Source organism: Halobacillus sp. A1-3 (assembly GCF_050971765.1).
Taxonomy (GTDB): domain Bacteria; phylum Bacillota; class Bacilli; order Bacillales; family Halobacillaceae; genus Halobacillus; species Halobacillus mangrovi_B.
Window position 1 is genome coordinate 239,747 of the sequence record NZ_JBPCEO010000001.1, and the last position, 26,147, is coordinate 265,893.

17 protein-coding genes are annotated in these 26,147 nt (G+C 42.8%); 2 read left to right on the forward strand and 15 right to left on the reverse strand.

Features of this window, described 5'->3' with window-relative positions; genetic code table 11:
* Window positions 1-18: 18 nt before the first annotated feature.
* From ACRYKC_RS01150 to gltB, 8 genes are all read right to left on the reverse strand, one after another.
* Entirely contained in the window at window positions 19-1,566 is a 1,548-nt protein-coding gene (locus tag ACRYKC_RS01150) for a Mur ligase family protein (RefSeq protein WP_433804813.1), read from the reverse strand.
* Window positions 1,567-1,688: 122 nt separating this feature from the next.
* Window positions 1,689-2,876, reverse strand: a complete 1,188-nt coding sequence (locus ACRYKC_RS01155; protein WP_433804814.1) for a carboxylate--amine ligase — start codon at window positions 2,874-2,876, stop codon at window positions 1,689-1,691.
* A 264-nt stretch (window positions 2,877-3,140) separates the two neighbouring features.
* Window positions 3,141-3,305, reverse strand: coding sequence for a hypothetical protein (locus tag ACRYKC_RS01160; protein ID WP_433804815.1), 165 nt, complete (start codon window positions 3,303-3,305; stop codon window positions 3,141-3,143).
* A gap of 417 nt (window positions 3,306-3,722) precedes the next feature.
* Window positions 3,723-3,911 carry a hypothetical protein gene (locus ACRYKC_RS01165; RefSeq protein ID WP_433804816.1) on the reverse strand — a complete coding sequence of 63 codons (189 nt, stop codon included), beginning with the start codon at window positions 3,909-3,911 and terminating at the stop codon, window positions 3,723-3,725.
* 18 nt (window positions 3,912-3,929) lie between these two features.
* A complete protein-coding gene (locus tag ACRYKC_RS01170) occupies window positions 3,930-5,288 on the reverse strand; it encodes a dipeptidase (protein ID WP_433804817.1) in 1,359 nt (452 codons plus the stop codon).
* A gap of 515 nt (window positions 5,289-5,803) precedes the next feature.
* Window positions 5,804-7,852, reverse strand: a complete 2,049-nt coding sequence (locus ACRYKC_RS01175; RefSeq protein WP_433804818.1) for a catalase — start codon at window positions 7,850-7,852, stop codon at window positions 5,804-5,806.
* 154 nt (window positions 7,853-8,006) lie between these two features.
* Complete coding sequence (locus tag ACRYKC_RS01180) at window positions 8,007-9,494, reverse strand: glutamate synthase subunit beta (RefSeq protein WP_433804819.1); 1,488 nt, start codon at window positions 9,492-9,494, stop codon at window positions 8,007-8,009.
* 19 nt (window positions 9,495-9,513) lie between these two features.
* Window positions 9,514-14,094 (reverse strand): glutamate synthase large subunit, encoded by a 4,581-nt coding sequence (gltB, locus tag ACRYKC_RS01185; protein ID WP_433804820.1) that lies wholly within the window; start codon window positions 14,092-14,094, stop codon window positions 9,514-9,516.
* Between the two features lie 383 nt (window positions 14,095-14,477).
* Between gltB and ACRYKC_RS01190 the strand changes: the two genes are divergently transcribed.
* Both ACRYKC_RS01190 and ACRYKC_RS01195 read left to right on the forward strand, forming a co-directional pair.
* Window positions 14,478-15,533 (forward strand): DmpA family aminopeptidase, encoded by a 1,056-nt coding sequence (locus ACRYKC_RS01190; RefSeq protein ID WP_433804821.1) that lies wholly within the window; start codon window positions 14,478-14,480, stop codon window positions 15,531-15,533.
* Between the two features lie 43 nt (window positions 15,534-15,576).
* On the forward strand, window positions 15,577-15,768 hold the full coding sequence (locus tag ACRYKC_RS01195; RefSeq protein ID WP_433804822.1) for a hypothetical protein: 192 nt from the start codon (window positions 15,577-15,579) through the stop codon (window positions 15,766-15,768).
* Between the two features lie 473 nt (window positions 15,769-16,241).
* On the opposite strand, the gene ACRYKC_RS01200 is transcribed toward ACRYKC_RS01195, so the two are convergent.
* From ACRYKC_RS01200 to glgD, 7 genes are all read right to left on the reverse strand, one after another.
* Window positions 16,242-17,078 (reverse strand): YihY/virulence factor BrkB family protein, encoded by an 837-nt coding sequence (locus ACRYKC_RS01200; protein ID WP_433804823.1) that lies wholly within the window; start codon window positions 17,076-17,078, stop codon window positions 16,242-16,244.
* Window positions 17,079-17,170: 92 nt separating this feature from the next.
* Window positions 17,171-18,457 carry an RNA polymerase factor sigma-54 gene (gene rpoN / locus ACRYKC_RS01205; protein ID WP_433804824.1) on the reverse strand — a complete coding sequence of 429 codons (1,287 nt, stop codon included), beginning with the start codon at window positions 18,455-18,457 and terminating at the stop codon, window positions 17,171-17,173.
* 213 nt (window positions 18,458-18,670) lie between these two features.
* Window positions 18,671-19,045 (reverse strand): PH domain-containing protein, encoded by a 375-nt coding sequence (locus ACRYKC_RS01210; RefSeq protein ID WP_433804825.1) that lies wholly within the window; start codon window positions 19,043-19,045, stop codon window positions 18,671-18,673.
* Between the two features lie 18 nt (window positions 19,046-19,063).
* A complete protein-coding gene (locus ACRYKC_RS01215) occupies window positions 19,064-20,983 on the reverse strand; it encodes a glycoside hydrolase family 13 protein (RefSeq protein WP_433804826.1) in 1,920 nt (639 codons plus the stop codon).
* Between the two features lie 19 nt (window positions 20,984-21,002).
* The gene (locus ACRYKC_RS01220; RefSeq protein WP_433805114.1) at window positions 21,003-23,441 is read right to left on the reverse strand and encodes a glycogen/starch/alpha-glucan phosphorylase; all 2,439 of its coding nucleotides are present in this window, start codon (window positions 23,439-23,441) and stop codon (window positions 21,003-21,005) included.
* A gap of 30 nt (window positions 23,442-23,471) precedes the next feature.
* Window positions 23,472-24,902, reverse strand: a complete 1,431-nt coding sequence (gene glgA / locus ACRYKC_RS01225; protein WP_433804827.1) for a glycogen synthase GlgA — start codon at window positions 24,900-24,902, stop codon at window positions 23,472-23,474.
* A gap of 126 nt (window positions 24,903-25,028) precedes the next feature.
* Window positions 25,029-26,135, reverse strand: a complete 1,107-nt coding sequence (glgD, locus tag ACRYKC_RS01230; protein WP_433804828.1) for a glucose-1-phosphate adenylyltransferase subunit GlgD — start codon at window positions 26,133-26,135, stop codon at window positions 25,029-25,031.
* Between the last annotated feature and the right edge of the window lie 12 nt (window positions 26,136-26,147).

Consider the following 26,147-nt stretch of genomic DNA (forward strand, 5'->3'; position numbering starts at 1 on the left):
TTGCAAAAGACCTGGTGATTACAAAATTCCTGCTACTCTGTTTTTCAGAGGCTTAAATAATTTTTCCTCATCCATTTCTGGTCTCGCTTTGTTTAATTGTTCGAGTGCGATTTTTGCTCCAGGGTCCATACCTTGGCAGCCAGCTAATAATACAACATCATCAGTGTTGACTTCTGATAACGCATGGTGAATCGCATCGTCCAGTTCCTTGTATAAATCAACTTTAATTCCAGCTTCATCCATCATTTCTTGAAAGACACGTACTTCTTCTTCCTGAACTTCATCCTTCTCTGTCACATGAGACTGACTTAACGTTGCAATTACTTCTGTCAGACCCAGCTTAGGCGCCCATTCTTTAATGGCCTGAGCGTTCTCTCGATTGACCGTAACTCCACGACTGCCTCGAATGGCGTATACGAGTTTCAAGTTCGCATAATCCATTTGCTGAAGAGTACTCAACGTCACATTAATGTTTCCATAGTTGGCAAAGTGATCATCAAGGATCTTGAAGTCCTCTTCAAATACCATTTCAAAGCGACGTTCGACTCCGCCGAATGCTTTTAAGCCTTCCTGAATGGTTGTAATCGGTACCTCATTTAATAACCCGGCCGCGATCGCCACCATAGAATTGTAAACGGAGTGATATCCAGGTGTAGACAAAGCGATATCGAATTCCATTGGTTCATAAGTGGTCGACCCGACAGTAAATGGTTTACGGATTTCAACAGTGAATTTAGCTCTTCCTGTAGAAAGGTCCAAATCCTTGCATATAAGGTCTCCGTCCCCTGTCTCTACACTGAAGGTAAGCAGCTTGGCTTTGGTTTCATCAACAAGGGAAGCCGAGTATTCATCGTCCAAGTTCAATATCGCCCACTTGTCAGGTCCCGCATTGCGGATCAAACTCGCTTTACTATTAAAGTATTCTTCGAACGAGCCATGTAGGTCAATATGTTCTCGACTAATATTATTTAATGTCACAATGTCAAAATCCACACTTCCTACCCGACTGAGATCGAGAGCCGATGAGGATACTTCCATTGTTACGTGAGAAACATCCTGATCACGCATCTGAGCAAAATAATGGTGAAGATCCAAGGATTCAGGCGTTGTCAGTTTTGTCGGCTCGGAGTAATCACCGTATTTGACAACAACAGTACCTATAAGCCCCGTTTTCAGACCATGTTGTTCGAGAATGGCATTCGTCATAAAGGAAGTAGAAGTTTTACCATTCGTAGCTGTAATTCCAATCGTTTTGAGTGCCTGGGAAGGGTGGTTATAAAAGGCATCACTCAAGGCTGCCAGTGCTTTGCGGCTGTCTGCGACTTTATATTGAGGAGTTTCCTTCCATTCGTCCTGGTAATCCTCCACAACAATGGCTACAGCTCCATTAGACACGGCTTCTGCAATATAGGTGTGTCCATCGGTTTTGAACCCTTTGATACATACAAAGACATTCCCCGGTTGTACAGACCTCGAATTGTAAGCCAATCCTGTGATGTCTAGATTTTTTTTATTCCATGCTTCAAGCACATGAATGGATTTCAGCAACTCATTTAGTTTAGCCATACCTATCTACCTTCCCTGCAAATATTTAAAACTTGTCCAATAAACATTTTCATTCTAATTTCGACTTTTTTAGCGATTTACTACCTTAGCTCAATATTCCCTATTTTAATGCTTCAAAACAGTCAGCCGCGCTTAAGGACCTTACCTGCTACTAGGCCGGCCATCTTCTTGCCAAAAGCAATGGCTGGTTTTGGATCTCTTGTATCCCAAATCGCATGTGCTTTAGGCCTGAAATAGGATGTAAATACCTGCTTCATAGAAAGCTGTCCCGTTTTTACATATTCACGCACGGCCAATAAGTCTTCATAGGCATACCAGAAGACAAGATTTTTATCTTCCTCTACCGCTTTTGGCTCAACAGGGTCGCCTGTCAGCTCACGATACATAATGTATGGAATATTAATCCCTGTTTTATCAAGTAGACTATTTAAGTTCGTTATCCTAACATTAATTTCAATTAAATAAAAGCGTCCGGTTTCTGCGTCTTTTTTGAATTCAATCTCTGCAAAACCTTTGTAGCCAATCCCTTCTAAGAACTTCGCTCCAAGCTCGTACAGTTCAGGAACATATTTTTGCTGAGTATAGACGGAAGCTCCGAAGTTGATCGGGAACTGGCGAAGTTTTTGGCATGTCACCCAATGGGTCACTTTAGCATCCTGATTCAAGTACGCATCAAAGGTGTACATATGATCATCAAAGCCTGGAATGACGCGTTGAATGATCACCTCAATATCCGCTTCCTTCGCTAGATTAACTTTTTCAATCAACTCTTCTTTATTATAAACTTTAAATAATTTTCTTCTGAATTTAGAGACGAAAGCTGGGGAATCGACCGGCTTAACCAAACATGGGTATTGAATCGTCTCTTCTACTTTTTGAACATAATTCTCTTCTTCTGCATTCACGGTTTCAGGCACAGCTACCCCATGCTCAGAAGCAAGGGCATGCAAGGTGCCTTTGTCCATTATTTTAGTATAAAGGCCTTGTTCTGTTTGTGGAATAAGGAAATACTCCCGTAATTCATGTAAATGCTCATCAACAAATTCAACGTATGGATCTGCTGTCGGTATAAGCACAGGAGGTACACTTTCTTTCTTCGCATATTCAATCAGGAAAGAGACAAGCCCTTTAGGATCTTCCTTATAATGCGGACCAATCATTGCTTCAGACACATATTTCGATTCTAATCCATACGCGCCAGTCCAAGAATAATCAACCGCCGCTACATGAACCCCGTTTACGCCTAAACAGCGAATCGTACTTAAACCTATATAATAATTCGCACCTAATACAACCGCTTTGTTATTCATGAATAAACTCCTTTATCAAACAGCACATCCCATGCATGTTTCATTACTTCTTAAAAAATTCGACCAAACTATAAACATATTTATTTTACCATACTCTGTTAAGTAACAAAACGGAGAACATACAGGATAAGAAAAGAGACTCAGTGATTGTTTTGTTGGAAATATATGTATGACCTGAGGTGGAAGAAAGTGGAATGAAGCAATAGGCATTTTTTACTTACTAAAAAGGCGACCTTCCTTTCGAAAGGCCGCCTTTTTTGGTGGTTATGATTTATAGGACTCAGTCAGTTCCATTTCAGAAGCTACTTGCTCAGTTTGAGCGACTGTGTTGTTCATCTTCTTGAAACGGCTCATGATCTTGTCCGCTGCGTATAAAACTAAAAACGTTAGCAGAATCGTTAAGCTTATAATATAAAGAGATGTAAGCATAGGCTAGATCTCCTTTCTACATCATTGATCATTTAGTAAATCCTTGTATATAATATCAAATTTCGTCGTTATGTAAATATAAATCCATAAATTCTTTTAAATTTGTTTGTATACTTTAATATTCCTCCCTTTACTCCTAATTTAATAACAAAAAAAACGACTCATTGTATGCCGTCCTGGGTCGATTCCTCATTAACCCTCTATGCTAAGTTGAGTTCGTACCCATAAAAGAGTTAGGGGTGCATGGAAAATAACTCGCTTTCCTGCGGGGAACTGCCAAGCCTCCTCATTCGCTACGCTCTCTGTGAGGTCTCGTCTAGCTCCTTCTCCCGCGGGAGATTCCTGTAGGATTCCAATAGAGGTTCTTGTATAAAAAAAAGCCCTCCGTTAAGATGCATTTGTACACCAATACAAACATCAAAAGGAGGACTTCCCTTGAAACATAATAGGAATGACAAAATAAATCAAATCACAGACGAAACCCTGGTGATTGGAATTGATAACGCCAAACGGACGCACTAGGCCTGTCCCGTCGATGATCGTGGATGAGAACTCACGCGGCCGTTCGGATTCTCGCAGAGCCGGGAAGTGTTTGAAGACTTTCACACTCAGATCGAAAACTGGTTACTGATCACCAAGCTTTTTCAAATATAAACTTGCTGTTTCCATCCCTTTTATAAAATTCTCAATGTGAAAATGCTCATTAGGCGCATGCAGATTTTCCGACGGCAGGCCGAAGCCCATTAAGACCACCGGCGCATTAAGCACTCGCGCAAACACTTCTACAATTGGAATCGATCCGCCTTCTTTCGGAAACAGCGGCCTGACTGCGTATACTTCTTCATAGGCATCCGCTGCTGTCTGGATCATAGGGTCATTCGAATCAAGGGCAACTGGATTTGCTTTAATATATTGTTCCACTTCGACTTTAGCACCTGCTTGCATATGTGCTTCTAAATGCCTCTGAATGGCTTCATAGATGGCTTGTGGATCCTGATCTCCGACTAAACGACAACTGATTTTAGCACTGGCATGGCTTGGAACAATCGTTTTTAATCCTTCACCTTGAAACCCTCCCGTTATGCCATTAATCTCCAGAGTTGGACGAATACCCACACGTTCGTGGAAGGTGAATCCTTCTTCACCAAACAAAGCTTCAAGATCAAGCTCGTTCTTCAATTTTTCCTCATCAAAAGGTATCTGTGCTACTTCCTCCCTTAACGCTTCCGTCACTTCTGGTACACCTTCATAGAATCCATCGACCGCAACTTCCCCATTTTCATGATGAAGTGATTCTAAGATATGGACCAATGCATGAATCGAATTGGGCACGGCACCTCCGTAAGTACCTGAATGCAGGTCTGTATTTGCCGTTTTTACGGTAACTTCCATCGCTAGTGCTCCGCGTAAAGAGGTACAGATTGCAGGCTGGCCTTTTTCAATGAAAGAAGTGTCACTGATCACAACGGCATCGCAGGACAATTTACCTTGGTTCTCATTAATGAATGGTCCTAGATTCGGGCTTGCGATTTCCTCTTCCCCTTCGATGCAGAACTTTACATTGACTGGCAGCTCTCCGTTTTCCTTCATCAATAGGTCCAGCGCCTTAATATGCAGAAAGAGCTGTCCCTTATCGTCCGTTGCGCCTCTGGCATAAATTTTATCGTCCCTTATGGTAGGTTCAAAGGGCGGAGTCTCCCACAAATCCAAAGGATCCTCGGGCTGAACATCATAATGACCGTAGACTAGGACAGTTGGTTTTCCCTGGGCATGCAGCCAGTCAGCATAGACGATCGGATGGCCTTCTGTTTCAATTAGTTCCACATGCTCCATTCCTATCTCTTTTAGAGCGTCAGCCACCCAATCCGCTCCCTTTTGGACATCTTCTTTATGGGCGGATAAAGAAGAAATGCTTGGAATGGATAAAAAGCTTTTTAACTGTTCTATGAAATCTTCTTTATGTAACTTGATCAATTCTTTCATTTATTCGACCTCCTTATGCGTATTATATAAATCCGTTTTATAATATACAAACTGGCAAACAGCCCCTGACATGAGAAAAACTCACCTGATTGAAAGGTGAGTTTACTGGATTATAATAACGAAAGGATAAAGCCAATAACTACAATTAAACCTATGATCATTAAAATCGTACGAATCATACAAACACCCTCTTCTTAAGTAATTTATAATTCTTTACCTTAATTTGAACACTCCGAAACTATTCATACTTAAATTCGTTCATATTTCCTGTTTTTATGATAGAAAACGTCTCAGTCGTGAGGGTGGTTCAAATGACTTAACCATTTCCCTAATACGGAATGTCTTTCTTTAAAACTCCCAGGTATTTAATCATTCCGTTTTCAATTGGATCAAGACAGCTGAAAAAACAGCTCCCGCCCAAGCTGAGGTGAATAGCTTCCCTGGACTAGCGCTTCCCGAAACCTAACAAAATAAAAGACCACCCAATAGAATGGGTGGTCTCCTCAAAAATATCCTTATACGAGTTGTCGGCTCCAATGACGGTGAGCGGCGATCGCTTCTACAAAATCACTTGCAAATGTAGAGGCATCATCTCCTACCACTACCCCTTTATGATCAGTAAAATCATTTTCTTTCAAAAGTTGGGTACCTTCAAAAGATCCACCAACTGGTTTGAAGTGTTTAAATGCTTCACTTGAGTAGTAGACGGCGCTCTGTTTAAATGATTTATCACTAAGATCTCCGCCAGCAACGTATACAGCGTCGAACAAGACAGGATCAGCAGTTTGGAAAGTATGGTCAATGGCTATTTCTGTGCCGTCTTCCCCTTTAAGCTTGCCTTGCTTATTGCTGACAATTTCAGCAATGACACCTTCTGATTTGAAGGTATTGAAAATATCATTTAACGCATTTCCTTTGAATCCTTCCCCTACAATGACAGCTACTTTACGGGTCTTAGGTGACTTGACCGTATTTTCCTGACTCAAAGCTGGTGAGGATTTTGTTACGTCTGAACCACCATTAGATGGTGCATCCAATCCAATATTATCAGCGAATCCTTTCGCTAGGTCCATGCTGACGTTTGCGAACATATCAACGACTTGCTTTCTGACAGATTCACTTTCCACTTTACCAAGCTCGAAACTGAACGCATTGATAATGTGTTGTTTCTCAGCTTCGCTCATACTGTTCCAGAAAAGTGTTGCTTGAGAGAAGTGGTCTTTAAAGCTTTCACTGCGCGCTCTCACTTTACGACCTTCTACTTTCTCATGATAATGTTCATATCCGCCATTTTCTTTGCTAGTTGTTTCAGGCGTGTTGTCCCACAGGGAGTTTTTGTGATAGCTTACTTGTCCTTTGTTGATCGTGTGTCGACCATATCCATCGCGTTGATTATTATGGAACGGGCAAACTGGACGGTTAATTGGAAGCTCATGGAAGTTCGGACCACCGAGGCGGATCAGCTGCGTATCTGTATAAGAGAACAAGCGTCCCTGCAACAGTGGATCATTGGTAAAGTCGATACCTGGAACAACATGCCCCGGGTGAAAAGCTACCTGCTCTGTTTCAGCAAAGACATTGTCTACATTACGATTCAACGTCATTTTACCGACGATTTCTACAGGTACATCTTCTTCGGGCCATAGCTTCGTAGGGTCAAGGACATCAAAATCGAACTTGAACTCATCCTCTTCAGGGATAACCTGGATTCCAAGCTCATACTCAGGATAGTCACCTTCCTCAATGGAATTCCAGAGATCTCCTCGGTGGAAGTCCGGGTCTTTTCCATTGATTTTCTGTGCTTCATCCCATACCACTGAGTGAGTTCCAAGTACGGGCTTCCAGTGGAACTTCACAAAAAACGATTCGTTCTGCGCGTTGACCAAACGGAACGTATGCACACCGAAACCTTCCATCATTCGGAAGCTTCGTGGAATCGCACGATCAGACATCGCCCACATGACCATATGAGCAGACTCCTGATTGTTCGCAATAAAATCCCAGAATGTATCATGGGCAGAAGCCGCTTGTGGCATCTCATTGTGTGGTTCAGGCTTCAATGCATGAACCAGATCAGGAAACTTAATGGCGTCCTGAATGAAAAATACGGGTATGTTATTTCCTACTAGATCATAGTTGCCTTCTTCTGTGTAAAATTTAGTTGCAAATCCGCGTGCGTCCCGTACAGTTTCAGCAGAACCCCTGTTACCAGCAACAGTTGAGAAACGCACAAACGTCGGTGTTTTCTTTGATGTATCCGTCAAAAAGTCAGCTTTTGTGTATTTTTCCATGGATTTATATAGTTCAAATTCTCCGTGAGCGGCGAATCCCCTGGCATGAACAATACGCTCTGGGATACGTTCGTGGTCAAAATGGGTCATCTTTTCACGGAAATGGAAATCCTCCATTAACGTTGGACCACGTTCACCTGCTTTTAAAGAAAATTCATCCTCTGCCATTTTTAAACCCTGGTTCGTTGTCAGCTTCTTGCCTTTATCCTCTACTCGATCTTTCTCGAGCTGAGCATCTTTTTTATTCTTATGCTCACGGTTTTGATCGCTCACATGAGTTCCTCCTTTAAAACAATTATTCTTAAATATTAAATTTAAAGTGAACACATGTCTTGTTCCACAGCATGACAATATTTAAACTTTTCTTACAAAATAAACCACTATCAAAAGCACATTACGCTTTTGATAGTGGTTCGTATACATATCCTTATGGCAATTGAGTCGTTCCCATCATATAACGGTCACACTCTCTTGCGACTTCGCGTCCTTCATTGATGGCCCAAACGATCAAGCTTTGACCGCGGCGCATATCTCCTGCAGCAAATACTCCATCAATATTTGTCGTGTATTTGCCATATTGAGCCGCTACGTTTGTTCTTACCGTAGTCTCGACTCCTAATTTCTCAATTAAATCCTGCTCTGGTCCAGTAAACCCGATCGCAAGCAGGACAAGGTCTGCTGGCCATACCTTTTCTGTTCCAGGAATCTCAGTACGTACTTTGTTGCCGTTCTCATCATAGGAGAGTGATACATTGACCGTGTGTACTTCTTTTATACGACCATTTTCATCACCTACGAATTTCTTCGTCATCACGGCATAAGCACGTGGATCATCACCAAATGTGGCTTCTGCTTCCTTCTGCCCGTATTCCACTCGGTGAATGACCGGATATTGCGGCCAAGGGTTTACTTCATTATCACGGACTGACCCTTTTTTATCGTAGATATCAAACTGAGTCAGGCTCTTACAGTTATGTCTCATCGAAGTGGCCATACAGTCGGTACCTGTATCTCCTCCGCCGATAACAATGACATTCTTATCTTTTGCACTGATATAGTTTCCATCTTCATGATCAGAATCTAACAAGCTCTTCGTGTTAGAGTGCAAGAAGTCCATCGCGTAGTGAACGCCTTTCAAGTTACGCCCATCAACTTCAATATTACGCGGAACTGTAGCACCGCCACAAAGAATCACCGTATCATATTCCTCACGAAGTCGTGATATAGGATAATCACGGCCAACCTCTGTGTTCGTCATGAATTGAATTCCTTCTTCTTTAAGGATGTTCACTCTGCGCTCGACTACGGAATAAGGCAATTTCATTTCAGGGATGCCGTATGTGAGGAGACCACCGACACGGTCGTTTCGTTCATAGACAGTCACCCAATGTCCTGCTTTATTCAGCTGCGCAGCTGCAGCGAGCCCTGCAGGACCGGATCCGACGACGGCTACCTTTTTACCTGTACGTTTTTCCGGAGGCTCAGGGACCACCCATCCTTCGTCAAACCCTTTTTCAATAATCGAACGTTCTACGGTCCGAATCGCTACAGGTGGTTCATTGATTCCCAGTACACATGCGCCTTCACATGGTGCCGGGCATGCAAAACCTGTAAACTCAGGGAAGTTGTTCATCTCATGTTCCTTTTTAAGAGCTTCTTTCCACTGTCCTCGATAAACGAGGTCATTCCACTCTGGAATTAAGTGATAAACAGGGCATCCTGTCGTGACGCCGTTGAGCTCCATTCCGGAGTGACAAGTAGGAACGCCGCAATCCATGCAGCGCGCCCCTTGTTTTTGCACCTCTTCTTCTGAGAGGGGAACCGTGTAATCTTCCCAGTCTTTCGTTCGTGTTTGAGGATCACGTTCACGCAATGTCTGGCGTTCGTACTCCATAAATCCAGTAGACTTTCCCATCAGATATCCCCCTTCTGTACTATTTTACGGTTGCAACCGGTTTGTTTCTTTCTTCAAATGCTGTCATTTCAGCATCGAATTTCTCTAACCCGCTATCTTTCAGACGTTTGATACGTTCTTGCATAGCCAAGTAATCCCTCGGAATAACACGTACAAATTTAGAGACGTACTCATTCCAGTTATTAAGGATGCGTTGACCTAATTTACTATTTGTATATTGAACATGCTTTTCAATCATGGCATAAAGCTCTTGGATTTCCTGTGAATCACTCAGCGCCTCCAGGTGGACGAGTTCTTTATTACACTTCGTTTCAAAAGAACGCTCGGTCTCATCAAGCACGTAAGCAACTCCTCCGGACATACCGGCAGCGAAGTTACGACCTGTTCCGCCTAAAACCACTACTTTTCCACCTGTCATATACTCACAGCCGTGGTCCCCGACACCTTCAACGACGACATTGGCTCCACTGTTCCTTACACAGAAACGTTCACCAGCGAGTCCATTGATATACGCTTCTCCTCCGGAAGCTCCGTAGAAAGATACGTTACCAATAATCGTGTTCTCTTCAGGGACAAACGATGACCTCGGTGATGGATGAACGATGATTTTTCCGCCTGAGAGCCCTTTACCGACATAGTCGTTGGAATCTCCGACAAGTCTCAAGGTTACCCCTTTAGGAATAAACGCTCCAAAGCTTTGTCCTGCTGATCCTTTAAAGGTTAAACGTATAGTATCCTCAGGCAAGCCAGCTTCTCCATATTTTCGAGTAATCTCGCTTCCAAGCATCGTCCCGGTTACACGGTGGATGTTACGGATGGAACCTGTTCCTTCCACCGGCTCCCCGGTTTCAATCGCATGTTTGCAAAGCGGAATAAGCTCTTCAACATCCAAGGTTTTGTCCAAACCGTGATCCTGTTTTCTCGTTGCATAACGGCCATAGTCTGCTGGTACGTCAGGCTGGTAAAGCAGGGCTGATAAGTCTACACCCTTTGCTTTCCAATGGTCGACCGCTTGATTCGCTTCCAGCACGTCTGTACGACCAATCATTTCATTGATAGTACGGAAGCCAAGCTCAGCCATCAGTTCTCGAGCTTCCTGAGCGATAAAACGCATGAAGTTTTCTAAATGATCGGCTTCACCGGTAAACTTCTTCCTGAGCTCAGGGTCCTGAGTAGCGACACCCACTGGACAAGTGTTCAAGTGACAGACACGCATCATGATACAACCAAGAACGACAAGCGGTGCTGTAGAAAAGCCATACTCCTCAGCTCCTAGAAGGGCTGCGACGACAACGTCCCGACCTGTCATCATCTTTCCATCCGTTTCAACGACGATACGGTCTCTCAACCGATCGAGTACGAGCGTCTGATGAGTTTCAGCCAGTCCGATTTCCCAAGGAAGACCAGTATGCTTAATACTCGTCCTCGGCGCTGCACCTGTTCCACCGTCATATCCACTAATTAACACAAGGTCAGCACGGCCTTTGGCTACACCTGCAGCGATGGTTCCTACACCGACAGCCGACACAAGCTTAACGCTGATGCGGGCTTTCGGATTGGCATTTTTCAGATTGAAAATCAATTCAGCCAAGTCTTCAATAGAATAAATATCGTGGTGCGGAGGTGGAGAAATCAATTCCACTCCTGGTGTTGAGCCACGAACTTCTGCAATCCATGGGTACACTTTCTTACCAGGCAAGTGACCGCCTTCTCCCGGCTTCGCTCCTTGAGCTACCTTGATTTGGATTTCATCCGCATTGACAAGGTAATGGCTGGATACCCCAAATCGTCCGGAGGCTACTTGTTTAATGGAGCTGCGCTTGGAGTCTCCATTTTCTTCTGGCGTAAAGCGTTTTGCGTCTTCTCCGCCTTCCCCTGAGTTACTTCTGCCGCCAATCCGGTTCATGGCGATCGCTAAAGCTTCGTGAGCTTCTTCACTGATCGACCCGTAGGACATGGCACCGGTCTTGAAGCGACTGCAAATCTCCTCAACAGATTCTACTTCCTCAACAGGAATTGATGGTCTCTTCTTGAACGAGAGTAATCCTCTTAGAGACTGCAAATTATGCTTTTCATCTGTTAGCATTTGGGAATACTGTTTGAAAAGCTTGTAATCGTTGCTTCGGCACGCGTGCTGCAGCGTTGCGATCGTTTGCGGGTTGTACTGGTGATCTTCCCCGTTTTTACGGTATTGGAAGTCATCACCGGCTTCAAGTGTGCGGTTTGCTCCGCGATCCTCGCGGTAAGCAACTTCGTGGCGCATTAGTACTTCTTTTTCAATAATATCCAGACCAATTCCGCCTAAACGAGAGGCTGTACGGGTAAAGTATTTGTCAATGACATCTTTATGAATGCCGACCGCTTCAAAAATCTGGGCCCCGCGATAACTTTGAATCGTGGAAATTCCCATTTTTGATAGAACTTTGATGATTCCATCAGTAGCAGATTTCACATACGTTTCTAAGGCTTGTTCGTGAGATTCTGCTTCCACTTCTCCTCGCTCCATCAAATCGCGAAGCGTCTCGTAAGCAAGATACGGGTTGATACCTTCCGCACCATAACCAAGCAGTGTAGCGTGGTGATGGACCTCTCTTGCTTCCCCTGTTTCAATCAAAAGGCTAACTTTTGTACGCGTCCCTTTTCGGATTAAGTGATGGTGTAAACCAGATACCGCTAAAAGAGCCGGGATGGCTGCTTGCTCGCTGCTAACCCCTCTGTCAGATAGCACGAGCAATGTCGTACCTTCTTCAACGGCTTGATCCGCTTCTTCAAACAGACGGTCCAAAGCTTCTTTCATTTTGCCTTCTTTTGCATCGAACAAAATGGACAACGTTTTCGTTTCAAATCCTGGCAGAGACTGCTGGCGTAGCTGCTCCAGCTGACGGTTTGTCAATACTGGGGTTTTCAGACGGATTTGTCTGCAGCTCTCTGGCTGAGGATCAACCAGGTTGCCTTCCGCCCCGATCGTAGTTTCGACCATAGTGATCAGCGATTCACGGATCGCATCGATTGGCGGGTTGGTTACTTGTGCGAAAAGCTGTTTGAAATAACTATAGAGAAGCTGAGGCTTCTTAGATAACACAGCAAGTGGTGAGTCATATCCCATTGATCCTACAGGGTCTTTCTTACCTGTAACCATAGGGGCAAGAATTTTATTCAATTCTTCAGTGGTGTAACCGAATGCGAGCTGTTGTTCAAGAAGAGGCTCAACAGGACGGTGTTCCTCCTTCGGCTCAGGAAGGTCTTCAAGGTCGAATTTATTTTCTTCAATCCATTCTTTATAAGGCTGTTCTCTAGCGATTTGCAGCTTGATTTCTTCATCAGGAATGATTTTTCCTTCTTCCAAATCGACAAGCAGCATTTTTCCAGGGTGCAGACGGTCTTTGTACAAAATATCGTCAGCAAAAATATCCAAGGCCCCAACTTCAGACCCTAGAACAATCATGCCGTCCTTGGTTACATAGTAGCGAGCAGGTCTCAGTCCATTACGATCCAGGCAAGCTCCGATTTGCTTACCATCCGTGTAAGCAAGAGCAGCCGGGCCGTCCCATGGTTCCATGAGGCAGCTGTGATATTCGTAAAAGCTCTTTTTATCCTCCTGAATCGTATCATCGTTTGACCAAGGCTCAGGTACCATCATCATAGCCGTGTGCGCAAGGGATCGGCCAGATAGATATAAGAATTCAAAGGCGTTATCAAACATAGAGGAGTCACTACCCTGCGAGTCGATCACAGGCAGAAGCTTTTGCAAATCTTCATCACTGAAGTACTCGGAAGAACAAAGCTCCTGTCTTGCTCGCATCCAGTTGACATTTCCTCTTAATGTATTGAATTCTCCATTGTGGATCGTAAAGCGGTTCGGGTGAGATCTTTTCCAGCTTGGAAATGTGTTCGTACTAAAACGGGAATGCACTAAAGCGAGGGCCGTTTTAAAGTCCGGATGGTTCAAATCGATATAAAAGGAATCCAATTGCTCAGGAATCAACATTCCTTTGTAAACAATCGTATTCGTCGATAAACTGCTGATGTAAAAATCATCGAAACCTTCCATAGTAGAAATCTCTATTTCCGCGCGTTTACGGATAATATATAATCGTCGTTCAAAATCCATCTGCGTCTTTACATTATCCGCAGGTGCAATGAAAGCCTGGCGAATAAAAGGCTTCGTTTTTTTTGCATCGTTACCTACGAAAGAGTCATTGATCGGAACCGTTCTCCAGCCAAGGAACTTCTGGCCTTCTTCATGAACGACCCTTTCAAAATTCCTCTTGCACTCAAGACGCTTGTCATGATCCTCAGGCATGAAAATCATTCCAATACCGTATTCTCCGGCCTCAGGAAGCTGTATATCTTCTTTTTCACATTGCTTTTCAAAAAAGTAATGTGGAATTTGAGTCAAGATTCCAGCGCCGTCCCCTGTACTAATGTCAGCAGACTGGCCGCCCCGGTGCTCTAGGTTACAAAGAATAGTAATGGCATTCTCTACGATGCTGTGAGACTTCGTGCCATCTATATTGGCGATTACACCTATCCCACAAGCTTCATGTTCATTTTCCGGATGATATAAACCTTGTGGCACAGGATATCCGTGTTTTTGCATATTCATTCCCCCTAGCAGTCTTAATCCTTCATGTCAAAATCAGAAATTAAAAAATTCAGTTTTTTCAGTTTCTTACTAGTATAGCATGAAAAAACTGAGGATTCACGCGTTCATGACGCTACATGAGCGAATTTTCACTAAAGTGAAACAATTAAAGACAGCCTTCAACTCTTGTACTCCAATCATGTAAGCGCAACCATAAAACGTATGGATTTTTTTTAAATTTTTTGTATAAAAACAGAATAATAACCTTCTAAAAGATAAAATCATAGACTTTTTGCATAAAAAACGAACGTTAATGCATGATCATACATTTTTAATAGAAGGAAGGACATCTCTTTAGATACTCAGAAATAATGTAAGTAGATATGGAGGGAATAAAAATGAAACGTATTAGAGATTACGGTGTAACTATCGGCCGGTTAAAACCGGGTGAGCGCAATAAAATTACAGATGTAGAAGGAGTGACAGTAGGCCATCATACTTTAAAAGACGGGGACTCTCAGACAGGAGTCACAGCTATTCTTCCCCATCAGGGAAATGTGTTCCGTGAAAAGTTAGTAGCATCAAGTCATGTGATCAATGGGTTCGGAAAGACAATGGGAACAATTCAAATGCAGGAGCTCGGCACACTTGAAACTCCAATTGTTTTGACCAATACACTAAGTATCGGAACCGCTGCCGAGAGCCTCATCGAATATATGTTAGAACGAAATCCCGAGATTGGCAGAACGACAGGAACCGTCAATCCAGTGGTGGGAGAGTGCAATGATATGGTACTGAATGATATCCGTGCTCAATCTGTAGATAAAAATCACGTCCATTCCGTGCTCGACCAAACGTCCCTTGACTTTGAAGAGGGCTGCAAAGGCGCCGGTGCCGGAATGCTCTGTTATTCTATGAAAGGAGGAATCGGCTCTTCCTCACGTTTGATCGATTTGAATCACGGCGTTTATACATTAGGGGTTTTGGTTTTGACAAACTTTGGATTATTGAGTGACTTAACCGTAAATGGAAAGCCCGTTGGAAGAGAACTAGCTCATCATCTCACTGAGGCAAAGGAAGAACGCGACAAGGGATCTGTCATGGTTATTGTGGCAACGGATTTACCGGTGACTGAACGGCAGCTGAACCGGATCATCAAACGATCGGTGACTGGATTATCCCGGACAGGCTCGATGATTACAACAGGTAGCGGTGAAGTAGTCATTGGTTTTTCGACCGCTACCAGAATACCTCATGAACAAAAGGGTGCTCTTTTGAATGCTTCCTTTATCCATGAGGAAGAGATTGATGAGGCTTTTCGGGCAATCAGTGAAGCGACAGAGGAAGCTGTGCTTAATTCAATGATCACCGCGATTCCTACCATTGGCAGAGATGGAAATGAACGGCCGACACTTACTCATTTACTAGAAAAATATCATGTGTCTCTGACGTAATGGTGTCTTAGAGAAAAATTAAGATTCAAGTTAACTCACTATTTTGAGTAGTTCTGTTTCCGTTACCAAGTACCAGAAGAGGTGGTCGAAGAAATCGCTCGCTTTCCGCGGGGATGGCGGCAAGCCTCCTCGGTTTGCCAACCTGTGGGGTCTTGCCAGCCATACCATTCCCGCAGGAGTCTCACAATTCTTAGACCACCTTCACGTTAAATGGAGAACGGAAACACCATTATGAGGAAGTAGGAAAAACATCTAAGATTCATTCTCCATCTCAGAAGCACACTTGTTAATACCATAAGAGAAGGCTTCGAGGGGGGATTCCCAACATTCAGAGTAACTCAATAAAGCCTCCTTCTGGATTCTGAAACTCGATTCCAAAAGGGTTCGTTAGACTATTGACACCAGGGTTGGCTGGAAAATGACGAGACTCCCGCGGGAGAAGGAGCGAGGCGATACCCCACAGAGAGCGAAGCGAACGAGGACGCTTGCCAGTTCCCCCGCAGGAAAGCGAGTTATTTTCCAGCCAACCCTGACTCTTTTAAAAGGAAGAACCCAAGTTGTCCCAACACCGAGTCTTCAAACATGGTAATTTGTTGAATAAGCGTTACTGTTCAGTTGAAACTTCAGTCTTAAAAACAAATATGAAACACAGCTTGTTAGTAAAAACAAAAAGGAACTTCCTGCATTCTTGGAAGTTCCTTTTTCTATTTAGGCGGCTTTTTGTTTATCTCCACCGTGCTTTCGATGATAAATAACGTTGATTTCTGCACCGATCATAAGAATGATGCCCGTCAAGAAGAACCACAACATGAGGATAATGATACCTCCTAAACTTCCGTAGGTGGCCGAGAAATTACCGAAGTTACTGACGTAAAAAGAAAAAGCAAGAGAAATGAGCTGCCACAAGAACGCCGTAATGATCGCTCCTGGGAGAATATGCTTGAAAGGTATATTCTTATTTGGAGCGTAATGATAAAGCGCCATTAATATAGCACCAATCACAAGCACACTGATTGCCCATCTGAGCACTTGGAAGAGAATAACCGTTTGGTCAGGGAGGTTGACTGCATTATTGATAAAATTAATAATTACATCACCAAAGACCGGAAGTAGCAAAGCTACAACGATCGCCAGGATCATCCCAAGAGTCAAAACAATCGCCATCAGCCTTACCTTTATGAATGACCTTGTTTCTTCAACGTTATAGGCCTGGTTGGCAGACTGAATGAATGCATTTACTCCGTTTGAAGCTGACCAGAGAGTACCAAGAATACCAATCGTCAACAATCCGCCTTTGGGCTGCTCTACGATACTAACGATATTTTCACGGAATATTTCTGCTGTATTATCCGGCAGAACCCGTCCCATGGTTTGTACAGCCGAGTCTGCATCTATATTTAAATAGGGAAGAATAGATAATAGCAAAATTAACATAGGAACAACCGCTAATAAGTAGTAATACGCTTGGGCAGCGCCTAAAATCGGTATATTATCTTTTTGAAATTCCTCTACTAACTCTTTTATATAAGTAATTAACCTCTTCACGAACCATCCGCCTCCTCATATTGCATTCTGTATTGGTCTATCCCCTTTTTTGGAAACCATTAATCTACAGAATGCATATAAGTGCTTTTGGCTCATTCCTTTCGTTTAGAAGAAGAAGGAATTTGTAAGCTTTCTCTGTACTTTGCCACTGTTCTTCTGGATATTTCAATATCATAGTCTTTCTTCAATACTTGAGCAAGTTTTTGATCGGAGAGCGGCTTGCTTTTGTCCTCATGATCGATCAAGTCTTGGATATGATTCTTCACTTGGGTGGAAGAAATCGTCGAGTCATTTTGCGAAAGCCCTGTAGTGAAGAAATACTTCATTTCAAAAACACCACGGGAAGTCTGCATGACTTTATTCGATACCGCCCTGCTGACAGTGGATTCATGCATGTCAATCTGTTCAGCAACCTGCTTATAGGTGAGAGGGTGCAACGGTCCCCCTTCTAAAAAAGCTGTTTGCTCCTTTACGATGACTTTAGCTACTTTAAGAATCGTTTGACGCCTCTGCTCAATACTTCGGATCAGCCAATTAGCGTTTTTATAGCAGTCATTTAGAAACGATTCAGCTTTAGCGTCCTTCTTCAGGCTGGCATAGGAGGAATCGATACGAATCGAAGATAGAGGTGAATTTGAATCTGTCAGGAGATAGTCGTTCCCTTCTTTTTTTACAATAATGTCTGCAACCATGTATTTTACCGGCTGCTTGATTGAATCAATATAGGGATGAGGACGAAGCTTTTTTAATAAGGTAAACGCTTGTTTTATATCCGATTGAGAAACACTTAACTGTCTTGATAAATGATTCCATCTGCGGTTTGCTATATCGTCCAGATGGTACGCCACAAGCTGCATGAGCAGACCCTCCTGAGGGTACTGCTGCTTGATTTGATAGATTAGATAATCTCTTGTACCGGCTGATCCCAATCCTATGGACTCGTAGTCTTTGAGATGTTCGAGATTATCCGTAACGGCTGATGATGGCACGTTTAATGACTTAGAAATTTCGTTTACGTCTATTGGTAAAAACCCTCGATCATTCAAATTTAAAACAAGATACTGCATGACTTCATAATCTTCTTCTGAATTCAGCTGCCATTTGATTTGATCAAACAGTTTCTCTCTCCAGCCTTTCTCATTACATGGGTAAAATTCAACCACGTTATTTAATGTGTCTCCTATGTGACTGCGACCACGAGAACTGTAAGAATCAGAAAAATCCCTTTCCTCCACAGCCAGCAGCGGATTATTCAGCATCTCTTCTTGTACATAGTCCCATACATCCATCGCAGAATACTGGAGTAATGAAATTGCTTGACGAACTTCAGTTGTCATGAATAAACCGGTCGTTTGCTTTTGAGTCAATTCAAGCTTCATCTCATGCCCTCCTATTTGGTAACGCTTTCATTAATATTTTTACTATTCTTAAAATCTATTTATTATATTGGATGATTTTTTGATTTATTTCAAGGGACAAAAGAGTCAAGCGCTTAAATTAAATCTTCAATGAAGGTGCAACTACTAATCTGAACAAACAAAAAGCCCCAACAGATCCTCTGACCTGTGGGGCAATACGTTTAGATATAGCATTTATAGTACATTTTCCGCTAAAGTCCTTTGTACGTCCTCTATCGGACTATCCTTTTTGAAGAGTTTCCCTATAGGCTCACTCGAACCCGAGAGCCATATTTTCAATTCAGAATCCAAATCAAAACTCCCAGCAGTCTCTACACTGAAATGAGTCACACTTTTATATGGAATCGAATGGTATTCCACTTTCTTTCCTGTCATTCCTTGCTTATCGACCAGTATTAGCCGTTTATCAGTAAAGATGAAGGAATCTCGAAGAACTTTGTAACCGCTTTGAATTTTTTCTCCTTCGATCAGGACTTCTTCAAGCTGTTTTTCAAGTTTTTCTATATCAACCTTACTGGCATTTCCCATCAATCCATCTAAAAATCCCACAATGATGCCTCCTCGATGTTATTGCATATGCCTAAGCAGCATGCTTTCACCAGGCTCTAAATCTAAAGAAAGATTTCCTTTTTTAGCTTTGAAAATCCTTCTCTTGTTTTCCAAGTGCTGCCACTTTCCTTTTGAGACGTCAAGGCTGACACTGATCTTTTCATGATGGTTCCGGTTCATCAAATAGATGAGCTGCTCGTCGGATACCTTTTCTCCAAACGCATCTACGCCATTGGTTATCCAGCGTTCAAATCCGTAGATATCTCCATGAAAAGCGAAGGATTTCCAGTGCCCGGTACGCAGCGCGTTATGCTCTCTGCGCCATTTACCTATTTTTTTATACCATGTTAAAAGGTCCTGGTCCTCCCTATCCCATGGATAAGGCTTGCGGTTATCCGGATCAGCCCCTCCTGTTACTCCTGCCTCGTCACCATAGTAGAGAGACGGCACACCCGGAAATGCATAAAGCCATAAGCTAAGTGCCCTCACTTGGCGGTCAACAAGATCAGCTTTATGTTTTTGGGAATAATGATCCGGCAAATACCCTTCAAGCATCGTTTTGATACGCTCTACATCGTGACTGGACAGCATATTCATAAGCGCATAGAAATACTGCTTTGGATAATGCTCGGATAATGTCGTGAGACGACGATCTACATAATGGGCATCAATATCACCTTTAATAAAATCAAGCATGATCTTTCTTAACGGATAATTCATGACAGAATCAAGCACACCGCCCAAGAAGTAATCACGTCGCTTACCGTAGGAAGTCTTATTGGAAGCATCCTCCCACACTTCCCCTAGTAAAACACTCGATGGATCATGCTTTTTCAGTTGTGTATTAAGCTGACTGATCAAATCATCTGTCAGCTCGTCGGCAACGTCCAATCTCCAGTGCTTCATTCCTGACTTTTGCCACGTTTTGATGACACTATCTTCATTATGGATCAGGAAATTCTGGTAGTCTTGATTCTCCTTATTCAGTGTCGGCAATGTGCCTACACCCCACCACGCTTCATAATCATCTGGATAATTATAAAATTTATACCAGGGGTAATAGCGAGATTCTTTCGATTGATAGGCTCCTAGAGAATCGTACTGTCCTTCTCGATTAAAATAAATACTGTTGCTGCCTGTATGGCTGAAGACACCATCAAGCATAATTTCTATATCACGGTCAGCCGCTTCTTTAATCAGCTGCTCTAAATCTTCCTTACTACCCAGCAGCCGGTCTACCGTATGATAATCCCCTGTATCATACCTGTGGTTACTTTCGGCTTCAAAAATTGGATTCAAGTAGATGACGGTCACACCCAGGGATTGGATATAATCCAATTTTTCAATAATGCCTCGAAGGTTGCCTCCGAAGAAATCCCACCGAATGACTTCTCCTCTTTCATTTCTAATATAGATGGGATCATTCTCCCAATGGGAGTGCATGAGGCTTGTTTTTGGGGCTTTGGATGAATCAATCTCACCTGCTGCGTAAAAACGATCTGGAAAGATTTGATACATGGTGGCATTTTTAAACCAATCCGGGGTTTCATATTTGTGGTCGTAGACCGTAATTTGCCAGGATGGAGGAATATGATCATAGACTTTTCCCTCGCCGCTTTCAAAAATATTTTCCCGGCCATAATACATCGTTCCGTCTTCTAAGATAATTTGAAAGAAATACCAGATCAACTGTGGGTCGTCTGGCATTTTTATGGTCGTTTCATAGGAGTTATAATGATGTTCTTCACTGTATAAGTCCATCTCTTTGATGCGCTCATCATCTGTACGATCCAAGATATAATGCAGCATGACATGAGATACTCGAAAGTGGTTGTGAACATCAATCGTTAATGTAACATTAGAACCTTTCGGCGCTGCACCGAAAGGCTCTCTATATGATTGTTCAAAACTGTTGTGATAAACATCCTTTTGTCTCACTTGAAGACCCCCTAAACCATCACTTTAACGTACGAACCTTTTGGATTTTCCATATATCTGATGCATATTCTTGAATCGTACGGTCGCTTGAGAATTTACCAGATTGAGCGATGTTTATAAGACTCTTTAAATTCCATTGGCGTTTTTTCTCAAAATCCTGACTGATACGTTTTTGCGCAAGGATATAATCAGCAAAATCTTTCAGGACAAAATATTCGTCATTGTGGTGGACGAGAGCGTCATAGATATCCTGAAACTGTGTTTCCCCTTTTGAAAAAGGACTGTAGTGAATTAATTGATCCAGTGTATGACGGACACGTTCATCCTGATCATAAATCTGCTTGGATGAATAACCGCCGTTGCGGTAATATTCCAGCACTTCGTCAGAGCTTAATCCAAATGTATAAATGTTATCGTCTCCGACAAGCTCGTGAATTTCCACATTTGCGCCGTCCATCGTACCGACAGTGACCGCACCATTCATCATAAATTTCATATTCCCTGTTCCCGAAGCTTCCTTACTCGCTGTCGAGATCTGTTCACTGACATTACTTGCAGGAATGACCCGTTCGGCAATGGATACAGAATAGTTCGGTAAGAATACTACTTTTATTTTGTCGTTGACGTCCGGATCGTTGTTGATTACATGAGCAATCCGGTTAATGAGCTGAATGACTTTCTTAGCAAAATAATAACTGGATGCAGCTTTTGCACCGAAGAAAAAGGTTCTTGGGACCATATCCATCGTTGGATGCGACTTTAATTCGTTATATAAATGCATGATATGAAGGGCATTAAGCAATTGTCGCTTATATCCGTGAAGACGTTTAATATGGACATCAAAAATAGAATTCGGGTCAACAGCAATCCCCTGGGTCTGGTGAACCCAGTCAGCAAGTTCCAGCTTGTTCTTTTGTTTAATGTCATCCAAACGATCCAAAAAGGCTAAATCGTCTTTCTTATCTAAGAGATTATTCAACAATTTAGGCTGTTCGATCCATTTGTCTCCAATGGCCTCCGTAATTGCCGAAGCCAGCGGTTGATTCGCATGCATCAGCCATCTTCTATGTGTGATTCCATTTGTTTTATTGTTAAAACGTTCTGGGAATGTATCATAAAATCTTTTCATTTCACGTTTCTTTAAAATTTCCGTATGGAGTCTTGCCACACCATTTACACTGTGGCTTCCGACAATTGAAAGGTGAGCCATTTTTACTTGGCCGTCTGCTACGATGGCAAGGTCAGCAATCCGATCAAAGTCACCAGGATACGTACGCCACAATTCCTGACAGAACCGCTCATTGATTTCATCTATGATCATAAAAATGCGTGGCAGCAAGGAACGAACCATCTCCACCGGCCATGATTCAAGCGCTTCACTTAACGTCGTATGGTTCGTATAAGAAACGGAGGATTGCGTAATATCCCATGCCTCTTCCCATCCGACCCCTTTTTCATCCATCAAAATGCGCATTAATTCCGGAATGACTAAAGCTGGGTGAGTATCGTTAATATGAAGAGCCACTTGATCAGGGAATGACGACCATGGCAGCTCTAATGCTTCAAACGATCGAACGACCGACTGAACTCCAGCAGATACTAGAAAATACTCCTGCTTGAGCCGCAGACGTTTTCCTTCCTCGTTGGAATCGTCTGGGTACAAGAACTCGGAAATCGACTCTAAAGATCGCTTATGATTTAAAAAATGTCCGAATTCTTTTTCATTCTCAGCTCTTGCCAGCGTATCTTCGGCTGTGGGTTCGGCTGACCATAAGCGAAGCGTATTGACTGTCTCATTATTGTAGCCAACAACAGGAACATCGTAAGGGACAGCACTTACTTGCTCATAATCTTTGTATTTGAAATTTAAATTCCCATCAGCATCTTTGTCGGAGTACACGTAACCTCCAAATTTCACATCGATAGAGTCTTCCGGTCGGCGAACCTCCCAAATAAAATCTTTGGACAGCCAATAATCAGGAAGCTCGACTTGCTCCCCATCGATTATGCGCTGATCAAACATGCCATACTTGTACCGCATGCCATAACCATGTCCAGCCAACTCCAAGGAAGCCAGCGAATCTAAAAAACAAGCCGCTAAGCGTCCTAACCCACCATTACCAAGGCCCGGGTCATTTTCCTCCTCTTCAAGCTCAGACAAGGATAACCCCAAATCTTTCAAGCCTTCATCTACGAGTGAAAGAAGCTTCATATTAAGCAAATTGTTCCCTAGTAGACGTCCCATCAAAAATTCCATAGAGAAATAATAGACTTGCTTTGTCTTATTCTCCTTGTAGTAGCGTTCGGTATTCAGCCAATTCTCGCTGACCCTATCCTTCACCAGTGCTCCAAGTGCCCGATAAGAGTCAAACTCCGTTGCCGTTTCAATTGTCTTTCCCAGCTCTGTTTCAATCTTTGATGTAAACGCCTGCTTAAATTCCTCTTTGTCACTGAACATCACCATTATGATTTCCTCCTATCACCTCTGCTATTGAAACATAGATTCATATAAATCCATGTACTGATCCGCAGAGTCCTTCCATGTGAACTTACTCTTGCAAATATTTTTCAATAGTTTTTGCCAAGCAGCAGGTTCATGATAGAATTCGATTCCTCGTCGGATTGTATAGAGCATGTCATGAGCGTTGTAATTCTCAAAAGTGAATCCATTTCCCTCACCAGTCTCCTCATTGAAAGGAATAACTGTATCTGCAAGTCCTCCTGTTTCACGAACAATCGGAGCAGCTAGATATCTTAGAGCAATCAATTGTCCGATACCACATGGTTCGAATCTAGAAGGCATGAGGAAGAAGTCACTTGCCGCGTAGATTTGACGGGAGAAAGGTTCAGAGAATCGGATATTCGTAGACATTTTATCTGGATGTCTATCCTGAGCCCATTGCAGCATCTGTTCATATTGATATTCTCCTGTACCAAGCAATACGACTTGCACATCATCATGGGACAAAAGGTCATCAATGACACGTCCGATAAGATCGAACCCTTTTTGTTCTACAAGTCTGGAAACGATGCCAATCATAGGTACATCTTTCCTTACCGGTAATCCTAATTGCTCCTGTAGCCACGTTTTGTTTTGCGCCTTTTTGATCAGGGAAGTGCGGTAAGGAAACGCAAGAGCTTCGTCCTTTAAAGGATTATAATTCTGATCATTGATCCCATTGACGATTCCAATTAACTCATTGGAGCGTTTTCTTAGAACTCCGTCTAGGTTTTCCCCAAAATAAGGTGTTTGAATCTCATTTGCATAAGTTTCACTTACAGTCGTAATAAAATCTGAGAAATTCAGGGCACCTTTCATGAAATTAATGTCACCAAAAAATTCGAAGGTGTCATCTCTAAACATACCCTCATCGTAGTCCATCAAATCATGTAATACGGATCGTGCGAAAACGCCTTGATATTTTAAGTTATGAATCGTGAAAACGGTCTTTACTCCTTGAAGTTTCTCTACATCTTTATAATGTGTATGTAGAAAAGCAGGAATCAATCCCGTTTGCCAGTCATGACAGTGAAGGACGTCAGGACGCCAGTCCATACCAACAACCATCTCCATAATTGCTCTGTTGAAAAAGACGAATCGTTCGGCTTCGTCATCATATCCATACAGGTTTGATCGTTTGAAATAATACTCGTTGTCAATAAAGTAGACTGGTATTCCTTCGTATTCGATATATTCCACGCCAGCATATTGGTTCCGCCATCCCATCTTCACGTTCAGTTCATCCAGGTGGGTCAATTGCATTTTCCAATGGTCATCCATATTTTCATACTTTGGAAGAACAACGCGGACATCCACTCCCTGCTCCTTGAGAGCTTGCGGCAGAGATCCCAATACATCGGCAAGTCCTCCTGTTTTAATAAAAGGGGTACATTCTGATCCAATCATCAATACGTTCACTATTTCTCACTCCTTTAATTATGTGCAACACATCACTAAACTCTAGTAAGATAAAAGGACTGCCAGAAAATCGGTTCGGACAGTCCCTTTATCTTCGTTCATGGAGACCTTATTATAAGGATCCCATCACATTGTTTTTCGTTTTGGAACTACGTACGGCTTCTCAGGTGCACCAATTAACGTGCGTCCTTCAGAAATCGAGCAATCTTTATCTAAAATGACGTTCTCCAGCACAGCATTACTATCAATTTCGCAACGCTGCATGATGATAGAGTTTTTAACGACAGCTCCTTCAGCTATTTTCACACCTCTAAACAAGATACTGTCCTCCACATGCCCTTCAATGATACATCCATTGGCAACGAGCGTGTTCGTTACGTTAGAAGTAGTCAAATATTTAGAAGGGGCTTCGTTTTTCACTTTCGTGTAGATTGGGTTATCTTCTTTGAAGAACCTTTCCTGCTCTTCCGGGTCCAAAAGCTTAGAGCTATTGCGGTAGTAGCTCTCGACGGAGTTAATTAAGGCGTGCCCTCCTGTATATTCATAGGCATTAATATTGATATCCGGCAGGTTGCCTTTAATTCCATCAAGGAAAAAGTGAGTACAGCCATGAGCAATACATTCATCAATCAAGTTATGCAGCACATTTTTATCGATGATATACATATCCATATAGACATTTGAGTTATGCTGATCGTTGTGAATCGCTGTGACTCTATTGTTCTCATCAATATCCAATTTATGGGCACGATCGTGTTCAGGGTACAGCTCATCGACTTTCGTATAGATGACCGTCACATCAGCCCCTGATTCTTTGTGCTCAGCTAGGACGTCCTGGTAGTTGATGTTACAAATATTTTGAGACCCTGTAACCAGGATATAATTAGCTAGTGTGCGGTTGATAAAATCGATATTGTTATGAAAATGCTGCAAGTCGCCTCGTGAAATATCCGTTGGATCGTTCCAGTCTGGAGGAAGGATGAACAATCCTCCGAATTTACGGTCCAGATCCCACGCTTTACCTTGTTCCAGATGGTCCATCAGTGAACGATATTTACGGCGAGCAAAAACAGCCACTGATTCGATTCTAGCGTTTGTCATGTTAGAGATTGCAAAATCAATCATCCGATAGCGGCCTGCAAAAGGAACAGCAGCTCCGCACCGGAAATAAGTCAGCTCATCTAATACATCTTGTTCGTGGTCTAAATTGATAATTCCTGCTATACGGTCCATGGAATCCTCCTC

Bases quoted from the DNA above. Each gene is read 5' to 3' on its own strand.
- ACRYKC_RS01155 (WP_433804814.1), bottom strand. From the start codon at position 2,876: ATGAATAACAAAGCGGTTGTATTAGGTGCGAATTATTATATAGGTTTA.
- ACRYKC_RS01170 (WP_433804817.1), bottom strand. From the start codon at position 5,288: ATGAAAGAATTGATCAAGTTACATAAAGAAGATTTCATAGAACAGTTA.
- ACRYKC_RS01220 (WP_433805114.1), bottom strand. From the start codon at position 23,441: ATGTTCAGTGACAAAGAGGAATTTAAGCAGGCGTTTACATCAAAGATT.
- rpoN (WP_433804824.1), bottom strand. From the start codon at position 18,457: ATGAAGCTTGAATTGACTCAAAAGCAAACGACCGGTTTATTCATGACA.
- ACRYKC_RS01160 (WP_433804815.1), bottom strand. From the start codon at position 3,305: ATGCTTACATCTCTTTATATTATAAGCTTAACGATTCTGCTAACGTTT.
- ACRYKC_RS01180 (WP_433804819.1), bottom strand. From the start codon at position 9,494: ATGGGAAAGTCTACTGGATTTATGGAGTACGAACGCCAGACATTGCGT.
- gltB (WP_433804820.1), bottom strand. From the start codon at position 14,094: ATGCAAAAACACGGATATCCTGTGCCACAAGGTTTATATCATCCGGAA.
- ACRYKC_RS01150 (WP_433804813.1), bottom strand. From the start codon at position 1,566: ATGGCTAAACTAAATGAGTTGCTGAAATCCATTCATGTGCTTGAAGCA.
- glgD (WP_433804828.1), bottom strand. From the start codon at position 26,135: ATGGACCGTATAGCAGGAATTATCAATTTAGACCACGAACAAGATGTA.
- ACRYKC_RS01190 (WP_433804821.1), top strand. From the start codon at position 14,478: ATGAAACGTATTAGAGATTACGGTGTAACTATCGGCCGGTTAAAACCG.